Consider the following 8,638-nt stretch of genomic DNA (forward strand, 5'->3'; position numbering starts at 1 on the left):
CGTACGTCTGACGCGCCCGCGCGCCGGGGCGGTGTCACTCGCGGAGAACGTTCCTCACGGCGCCGTCGTCACCATGAGCCGCCGCCCCCGCCGCCGTCTCCCCCGCCGACCCCTCCTCCGCTGTCGCCTCCGCCGCTGTGACCGCCCGACGAGGAGCCCGAGGACGCACCCGAGCCGCCGGACGACGGCGGCGTGGCGGCGGACACGGCCGCCAGCGGAAGGTACGTGGCGAGGTGCGGCCGGAGCGTCTCGTCGTCCCCGGGCAGGGCCGTCCGTGCCCGCGTGCGGGACGTACGCGCGTTCGCCGCGTCGGCCGCCGCCGTCCACGCCTCGGCCTCGCCGAGGGCCACTGCCCACGCGGTGATCCGGTCCTCGTCCCGCTTCTCCCATCCGTGCGGCCCGAGGCCGGCCAGATGACGCCGGTAGCCCTCCGCCTGGCACCACAGGCGGGAGCCGCGCGCGGTGCGTGCCCGCAGTTCCCAGGCCCGCACGAGGGCCGCGAGCCCGGCGCCGGCCAGGGCCGCGCCGACCGCCAGCGGCGCCCGCCAGCCCGTGCCCGGATCCGCCACGTCCGTCGCCGCGATGCCCACGACGACCGTTCCGGCGCCCGCGGCCACCGCGCCGCCCCACCGGGCGATCCGGCGGCGCCGCTCCCCGAACGGCTCCCACAGCCCGTCGCCACCCGTGCGCCGCCACGCGTCGAGCCGCTCCCGGAGCAGCTTCCAGGCGGTGGCGAACGCCCTGTTGTACTGGCCCAGCGGGACGCGCGGCTTGCGGGCGAACACGGCCTGGAGCACCTCACCCGTCAGCGGGTCGGCCGCGTCGCCCGCCGGCCGCTCGCCGGCCTGCTCGCCGGCCTGGTGGAGCACGGGCTTCTTGTGGCCGCTGATGGTCAGATGCCCGTCCGCCGCCGCGGTCAGCAGCCACGCCGCCAGGTGTTCCCGGCGCACCCGGTCGGCGAGCAGGATGCCGGCCTGCGCGGGGGCGATGCCCGCGGGCGGCTCGCCGAGTGGCGTGACCGAGGCGCGCAGCCGCCGGACGTCCGTCCGCCGGATCCGGCCGTCCACCCCCCCGCCCCGCTCCCGCCCCGCCAGCCGCACCAGTTCAGCGGCCAGGGCCGTCGCGGCGAGGGCGATCACGGTGGCCCACAGCCACCCCGACCACGCGCTGTCCCCGGCCTCGACGGCGGCGGCCCGTCCGCCCGGGGCCTCCGGCGGAGCCGGCGCGCCGCCCGCGTCGGCCTCGCCGACCTCCGCGTACAGCGTCAGCCCCTCGTGCGGCCCCAGTCCGTCCTCGGTGACGACCAGGTGGCCCGGTGCGGGCTGCCGCCGCGTCCCGCAGTCCCCCCGCGAACCGGACGGCCCCGACACGCAGCTCGTTCCTCGCAGGGTGAACGGGGCGGTCAGATGCGCGTCGACGTGTCCGACGGGCACGTCCCACCCCGTGCCCACGGCGTCCCACGCCAGCCACTCGTCGTCGCCGAGACGCGGCAGGGTGTACTCGATCCGGTACCGGTGGGTCCCGGACACCGTCGCGTCCGGGTCGCCGATCACGATGCGGGCGTCCAGCCCGTCCTCCACGCGGTGCGGCACCGGCTCGCCGTCCGCCGTGACGGCCACCTCGCCGACGTCCCCGGGCTCCGTCCCCGGCACGTCACGGTAGATGCCGTGCCGCTGCTCGCCGTTGAAGGCGTAGTCGATCACCTCGGTGATCCGGGCCGTCCCGTCGGCACGTATCTCGGCGCCGACCCACATCCGGGGGATTCGTTCCCCTGGCGACCCGAGCAGGGCGCCCAGCAGCCCGACGAGCCCCACCGACACCGCGCCCACGAGCAGCAGAGCCGCGTCCCGCCGCCTGCGCCACCCCACCGACCTGGCCCGCATCCGGGCCTCCTCACCGTCGCCCGTCGCCATCCGGGCAGGAGACTATCGGCCACGTGTCGGCCCGCCGCCCGGTGGGCGGCGGGCCAGCGCCTGCGTGCGCTGCGGCGCGCTCTACGCGGGAGAGGCGCCCTGGATCGAGAGCTCGTAGGGGAACGGGTCCCCGACCCCGACCTCCCACATCGGGTAGTTGCGGTGCTGCGAAGGGGTGGCCGCGACGGCGAGCATCATGTGCGTCTCGCCGCCCTGGAGGCTGAAGTTCGCCGTCTGGCCCGGAGCGAAGGTGTCGCTGTACCGGACGGAGAAGTCGGGCGACACCGCCACCAGCCGGAACCGCCAGTCGGCGCCGGAGAGGTTCGACCGCCCTTGCAACTGGACGGACACCTGGCCGCCGCTCGGGTTCAACCGGATGATGTTGTGCCCGTACTGGTGCGGGGCGTCGCTGTCGGCGATCCGGTACTGGCCGCCGCCGAGGCTCTGCAGGGGATCGGTGTGCAGCGGGCGGTAGCTCCCGCCGCCGCGCCAGAGGTCGCTGCGGATCCCGGCGGCGTCGGAGAAGTCGTAGACGACCTGCCGGGACGTGTACGACGCGATGAGGTCGGCGAACTCCTGATGGTCGAGGCCGAGGACGCGCTTGATGGTGTCGATCGGGTGCTCGCCCTGCTCGGCCTCGTACCAGAACCGGTCGATCACCTCCGGCCCGTGGATGTCCCGGATGGTGTTGAACAGCATCCAGTCGCCGTAGTACGTCTCCTGGGACAGCCACCGGCGGTGCTGGCGGTCGATCAGGTAGCCCGAACCGACGACCACTTCGGGGCGCTTCAGGCGGGCCAGGTAGTTGGCGTGGGCCTCCCACACCGGCCCGGCCACCGGGTTGCCGGCGCCCCATCCGCCGCCGTGGCCGTTGGCGATGTTGATGTCGACGGCGTAGTTCTGGAGGACGTGGGTGAACTCGTGCGACTCGACCCAGTCGTCCCAGATCTTGTCGTAGGGCAGGCATATGTGCCCCAGCCCGATGTCGTCGCGGCCGGCCCAGTTGGCGGGCGGCAGGAAGTCGTCCGACCATGTCCCGCACAGATGGAGATTGATCCTGTACTGGGATCCGGCCTCGTGGTCGGCGGGATCGACGAATCCGACCTCGTCCACGTAGAACTCGTAGATGTCGTCCATGTGGTCCGCGACCCACTGCGGGTAGTTGTCGATGCCGCGGTTCTGCCGTCCCCACGCGACGGCGTCGACCGCGTCGCCCCAGCGGACGGCGAAGTGCTCGGACTCGGCGACGTTCCCGGTCTCGGCGCCCGCGTCGATCATGAACCGCGGGACCCGCGTCTGCTTCTCCTGCTGGACGCCCGTGTCCGGTACCGCGCCGGCCGAGCCTGCCGGGCCCGCGAGCGCGAGAGTCGTGGCGAACGCGGCGGCGAACACCAGGCCGCGGCGCCATCGGGCCCGTAAGCCGGGCATTCCAGGTTTTCGGAACATGAGGTCACCCTTCCGTCGCGATGTGGGGGGCGGCCCCGAGGGAGATCGGGGCCGGCATCGGCTCACGAGGTCTGCACGACCTCGCGCATGCTGCCGTCGGGGTTGAAGAACAGCGCGTCAAGTTCCACCGAGCGGCGGAAGTTCCCGCCGCCGGGAGCGTCGGCGGAGTGGTAGACCATGTACCACTGATCGCCGAATTCCATGATCGCCGGGTGGTTCGTCGTCGAACTCACCTGGCCCAGCACGACTCCCCGGTGCGTCCAGGGGCCCGCCGGGCTGTCGGCGGTCGCGTATCTGACGCAGGCGTAGGCCGAGTCGGTGACGCAGTCGGCGCCGGAGTTGGAGGCATAGGCGAGGTAGTGGACGCCGTCGCGCTCGAACAGCCAGGGCGCCTCCCAGAAGCCCGTCAGGCCCGCCGGCTCGAAGACCTCGCCGTCCAGTGCGGTCATGGTGTCCCGCAGGCGCACGGCTCTGGGCTCCCAGTAGGAGCCCCAGTACAGGTGGATCTCGCCGTCGTCGTCGATGAACACCGTCGGGTCGATGTTCAGCGCGGAGGAGTCGGGGGTGGCGTCCGAGATCAGCGGGCCGCCGATGGCGTCCCGGTACGGGCCGAGCGGGTGGTCGGCGACCGCGACCCCGATGTTCATCCACCCGTCGTCGGTGCGGCCGTCGACCGAGGCGAACCAGTAGAACCGGCCGTCGGGGCCCTCCACCACCTCGGAGGCCCAGGCGTTCGCGCCGGCCCACGCGAAGGTGTCGAGCGAGAGAACCGCTCCGTGGGGCTGCCAGGCCGCCGGGTCGTTCGAGGGGGAACGCGAGGAGAAGGCGTGCCATTCGCGCATGACGAACTGCTGCTGGCCGGGCGCCGCCTCGTCGCGCCCGGTGAAGACGTACGCGGTTCCGTCGACGACCAGCGTGGCGGGGTCGGCGGTGTAGATGTCGGTGACGATGGGGTTCGCCGCCAGCCCGGTGCCGAGCGGGGTGTCCGGCGCGGCCCCTGGCGGGTGGGCCGCTTCGGTCCCGGCGGTGTCCGCGGCGTACGCGGGCTGCCGGGCCGAGGCCGGTCCCGCGGTGGCGGCGAGTCCGACGGCGGTGAGGAGCAGGGCCCCCGCCGCCGAGACCAGGCGGATCGACGGCCGACGATGCGTCATCGCGGTGCCTCCTTCTCTACGGGTGGGATGGGCAGGGGTGCTGAGGAACGGCGGCCTCCGGCAAGGCGAACGATGTCCGGGATAGCGAACAGCGGGCTCTCACCCTTCCGTTCGCCGGGCAGCCGGGACGCCTCAGCCGGTCACGAAGGTCGTCAGACTGCGAGCGGGCAGCTCGCCCGTGAAGGAGCCGTTCGACACGGTGCTCGCGCCCCGGGAGGTGAGGGTCCTGTTCGCGTCCGTCACCCAGGACGACACGCTGGAGGAGGCGCTGTTCACCAAGGTGAACGGCTGACTCACCGGTGAGGCGCCCTTGTTGACGGCGACGATGACCACCGCGGAGCCACCGCCGCTGTACGCCGAGACGTAGAGGTTCGACTGAGGAGTCGGCGTGGCGTCGATCCGCGCGTATCCCGGGCGGACGAACTTCGAGAAGTGCGCCATGCCGGCGCCGCGCTTGCTGATCCGCCCGTCTTCCCTCATCGGGCCGTAGCTCCGCCGGATGTACCACCACACATACGCCTGGAATTCGGCGTCCACCAGAGCGTGGTGGATGTGTTCCCCCACGTCGAGCGCCTGCGGCCAGAGGTCGGCCGAATCGCTGCTGTTGGGGTGGTAGACCTCGGTCATCCAGAGCTCTTTGCCCTGGCCCCTCTGCTTGAAGAGGGGATAGGGGAAGTTCTGGTACTGCGTTCCGTAGAGGTGAGCCCCGAGAACGTCCAGGTTGGCGAGCGCTCCCGCGTCGTTGAGAATCGGGTCCGAGAAACCCTTCACGTACTGGAAGGACTCCGGCGCGATGACCCTGGTCTCGATCGAGCCGGCGTTCTCCCGAAGGAACCGGATCATCTCGTTCGGAGTCCACCACGTCCACTCGTGCGCGTAATCGGGCTCGTTCTGCACCGACACGGCATACAGGTTCACCCCGTTGTCCCGCATGAACCGGTGGAAGTCGTTCAGGTGCTGCGCGTAGGCGCCGTACATGTCGTACCGGAGCCGCCTGGCGTCGGACTGATCGCCGCGCACGAAGGTCTCGACCATCTGCGCGGGGGGATTCCACGGCGACGCGATGACGGTCGCCCCGTGCTCGACGGCCCGCCGCGCCGTCGCCACCTCGCCGCTCCAGCTCGCCCGGTCCTCGTGGACGGGGATTCTCAGCACGGAGAACCCCAACTGGCCCTCGCCGTTGCCGAATGCCGTGTCCCGCTGGGCGGGGGTCAGGTCGTTGATCCAGACCGTGTGGTTCATGCCACCGAAGCCACGGATCGTCTGCCGCCGCGCGGACGGGTCGACGATCACCTCGGCGGCGGCCGCCGCGGACGGCGCCCTCGTCGCCCCCACGGCCGGCGGCGCGGCCGCGAGGACCGGCAGCGCGCTCATCGTCGCCAGGACGGACCGCCGACGTGGAGATCCCGGCCCCGAGGCCACGGGTTCGTTCCGATGGGACGTCATCATCACTCCTGTGTGGGGGGTTGATCCGCGCCGTCCCGGATCCGATCGCCTGGGGCGACGTCGTCTCGCCTCACCTCACCGACCACCGGCTTTGGGAGCGCTCCCATATTCGATATATCGAATGCCGTTCGGATGCCTGGATTTCTCTCACGGTAACGGCTCCCCCCGCCACGGACAACCCATGGGACGCGGCCCGTTTCGGCCCGCCGGAGACGGGCGGCACGGGGCCTCGCGGGGGCGGCTTGCTCAGGAGTCGGTCGACGGGTGGACACCCCGACGCTCCGTCACGGCCCAGCAGCCTCATGGCCATCTGCCGGACGGAACGGGTGAAGCGGCGCCGGCCAGGAAGTCGGCGTGGCCCCCACCGGGCTGGAGCGCCGCGTGGACCCCCGGTCGTCCGTGGGGGGCGGGGGGTTCACGCGGCGCTCTCCCGCTGAACGGCTGGGAGGATCAGCAGGGCAGCGCGACGCCGCGGGCACTCATGTAGGCGATCGGGTCGTCGCCGAATCCGAACGCGCCGTCGAGATGGACCTCGAAGTGCAGGTGGGGGCCGGTGGACTGGCCCTCGCTGCCCATCAGGGCGATCCGCTGACCCGCGCCGACGCTCGCCCCGACCGCGACGTCACGCTGGTACATGTGCCCGTACTCGGTCACCGAGCCGTCGGCGTGCCTGATCCGGATCCACTGCCCGTATCCGGAGGCCGGGCCGGAGTGCGTGACCGTCCCCGCGTCCGCCGCGTGGATGGGGGTGCCAAGGCTGTTGGCGATGTCGATCCCGTCGTGGTTGCTGTGGTAGCCCTGGCTGATGCGACCGCTGGCCGGGCAGGCCCCGGCGACCGCGGCCTCGGCCGCGGCCTGGTGGCCGGTGAGCGGCTGCGCGCCGGCGGGCGCGGCCATGAGCCCCGCCACGAACGCCCCGCACGCCATGGTCGTGACCGTCGAACGCAGCATGAAACGCCGGACTCGGCTGGTGATCATGCGTTTCTCCTTCTCGGATGCCGTCGGTGATCGGAACGCACCCTAGGGGGACATGAACAGGTCAACAAGCCATCCGCGTCTCGCCACAGTGGCGACCAATGACGGACCGGCGACACGACGCCGGACGAGCCGTTCCGGCTGGTGCCGCGTCGGTCAGGGTTTGCCCGTCGAGGAGCGGCGTCCGGTGCGGTGCATCGCTGGGCCCCTCCTGCCCGTTGGCGGGCAAGGAGGGAGCCGGATCGCCCTCGTGCGTGGGGGCACCTCCCGGACGGAGTCCGGGGGAGCACTCGGGTGATGCGGCAACGCAGCGAGGTGCCATGCGGGGCGTCGCGACGGGGCGAACCTCGGCTGACGCGGCCCTAGGACCGGCCCTACGTCCGCGACCTCACGGCGCCGACTCGCCGATCCGTTCCTCGATGCCCACGTAGTGCTGCCGGATGGCCTCCCGGCCCCGGTCCGGGTCGCCGCTGAGCACCGCCTGGAGGATCAGCGCGTGGCTGCGGTGGATCTCCGCCGGGTGGCGGTGCGGGGCGGCGGGCGCGGCGCGGTGGTAGGCCACCCAGAACAGGTCGAACAGCTGGAGCAGCATCTCGTTGCCGAGGTCGGCGAAGAGCTGCCGGTGGAACTCCCGGTCCTGGTCCTCGAAGCCGAGGCCGGCCTCGGCGCGCTGCCGCATGGCCGCCAGCACCTCGCGCAGGGCGGTCTCGCTGGCGGGCGTCAGCGCCCGCATGGCGTCCCCGATCATGGCCGACTCCAGGGTCTTGCGCAGCGCGAGCAGCTCGCTCAGGGCGCGGCGCCCCTGCATCAGCCCGTAGGGCAGGTTGTCGAGCAGCGGCGCGAAGGAGAAGTCCTTGACGAAGACCCCGCTGCCCCGGCGGGTTTCCAGCACGCCGATGGACTCCAGGGCCTTCACCGCCTCCCGGACCGAGTTCCTGCTGACGCCGAAGAGGCGCGCCAGCTCGGCCTCCGGCTTGAGCGGCTGCCCGGGGCGCAGCCCCTGCCGGATGATGTAGTGCCGGATCTCCTCCTGCACCGTCTTGTGCAGCGGTGATCCGGACCCAAGTCGCTGAAACCCCGATGGCACCGCGGCATCCCCCTCTGTCTTCTTCACGCCCTGCCCAACTCTTGACACGGTCCGCCAGCCCATCCTACGTTCCCAACTTGTAGGATATCCCTCATGACGCGGTCCCTGGACGGCGTCCTCACCTCCGCGAGGAGCGCCGGTGACACAACGGGAAGCAGCCCGGGGCGGCGCGGCGGCCGACGTCCGGGAGGGCCGGCGGCCGGCGCTGAGTCTGAGAGAGCTGACGGTGGAGTTCGCCTCCTCCGCCGGTACGGTACGGGCCGCGGACCACGTCAGTTACGACGTCGCGGCCGGTGAGACGCTCGGCGTGGTGGGCGAGACCGGCTCGGGGAAGAGCGTGACGGTACTCGCGGCGCTCGGCCTGCTGCCGGCCGCCGGGGTCCAGCGGGTGACCGGGCGGGCCCTGCTCGACGGGGTCGACCTGATGGCGCTGCCCGGCCCCGAACTCCGGCGGGTACTCGGCCGGGACGTGGCGATGATCTTCCAGGATCCGGTGTCGGCGCTCAACCCGGTGCAGCGGGTCGGCGACCAGATAGCCGAGGCGCTGCTGGTGCACGACCGCGCGCTGTCCACGGCGACGGCCCGGGCCCGCGCGGTGGAGCTGCTGGCGCGGGTCGGGG

General features: G+C 72.4%; 7 protein-coding genes. 1 reads left to right on the forward strand and 6 read right to left on the reverse strand.

Annotated elements, in window-relative coordinates; translation table 11 throughout:
* Positions 1 to 68 precede the first annotated feature (68 nt).
* The 6 genes from ADY01_RS11670 to ADY01_RS11695 form a co-directional block, all read right to left on the reverse strand.
* Positions 69 to 1,913: a DUF2207 domain-containing protein gene (locus ADY01_RS11670; RefSeq protein ID WP_049570272.1), complete on the reverse strand. Its 1,845-nt coding sequence runs from the start codon at positions 1,911 to 1,913 to the stop codon at positions 69 to 71.
* 81 nt (positions 1,914 to 1,994) lie between these two features.
* Positions 1,995 to 3,341 (reverse strand): DUF6055 domain-containing protein, encoded by a 1,347-nt coding sequence (locus ADY01_RS11675; protein ID WP_049570275.1) that lies wholly within the window; start codon positions 3,339 to 3,341, stop codon positions 1,995 to 1,997.
* Positions 3,342 to 3,421: 80 nt separating this feature from the next.
* Positions 3,422 to 4,510 carry a family 43 glycosylhydrolase gene (locus ADY01_RS11680; protein WP_053170730.1) on the reverse strand — a complete coding sequence of 363 codons (1,089 nt, stop codon included), beginning with the start codon at positions 4,508 to 4,510 and terminating at the stop codon, positions 3,422 to 3,424.
* Positions 4,511 to 4,642: 132 nt separating this feature from the next.
* Complete coding sequence (locus tag ADY01_RS11685; RefSeq protein ID WP_420715635.1) at positions 4,643 to 5,884, reverse strand: glucuronoxylanase; 1,242 nt, start codon at positions 5,882 to 5,884, stop codon at positions 4,643 to 4,645.
* A gap of 522 nt (positions 5,885 to 6,406) precedes the next feature.
* Positions 6,407 to 6,934: a M23 family metallopeptidase gene (locus ADY01_RS11690; RefSeq protein WP_234320183.1), complete on the reverse strand. Its 528-nt coding sequence runs from the start codon at positions 6,932 to 6,934 to the stop codon at positions 6,407 to 6,409.
* 385 nt (positions 6,935 to 7,319) lie between these two features.
* Positions 7,320 to 8,018: a FadR/GntR family transcriptional regulator gene (locus tag ADY01_RS11695; RefSeq protein ID WP_049570280.1), complete on the reverse strand. Its 699-nt coding sequence runs from the start codon at positions 8,016 to 8,018 to the stop codon at positions 7,320 to 7,322.
* A 139-nt stretch (positions 8,019 to 8,157) separates the two neighbouring features.
* On the opposite strand from ADY01_RS11695, the gene ADY01_RS11700 reads away from it, so the two are divergent.
* The coding region (locus tag ADY01_RS11700; protein WP_049570283.1) for an ATP-binding cassette domain-containing protein at positions 8,158 to 8,638 on the forward strand (481 nt) is incomplete at its 3' end.

The organism is Streptomyces sp. SBT349, from assembly GCF_001083795.1.
Taxonomy (GTDB): Bacteria; Actinomycetota; Actinomycetes; order Streptomycetales; family Streptomycetaceae; genus Streptomyces.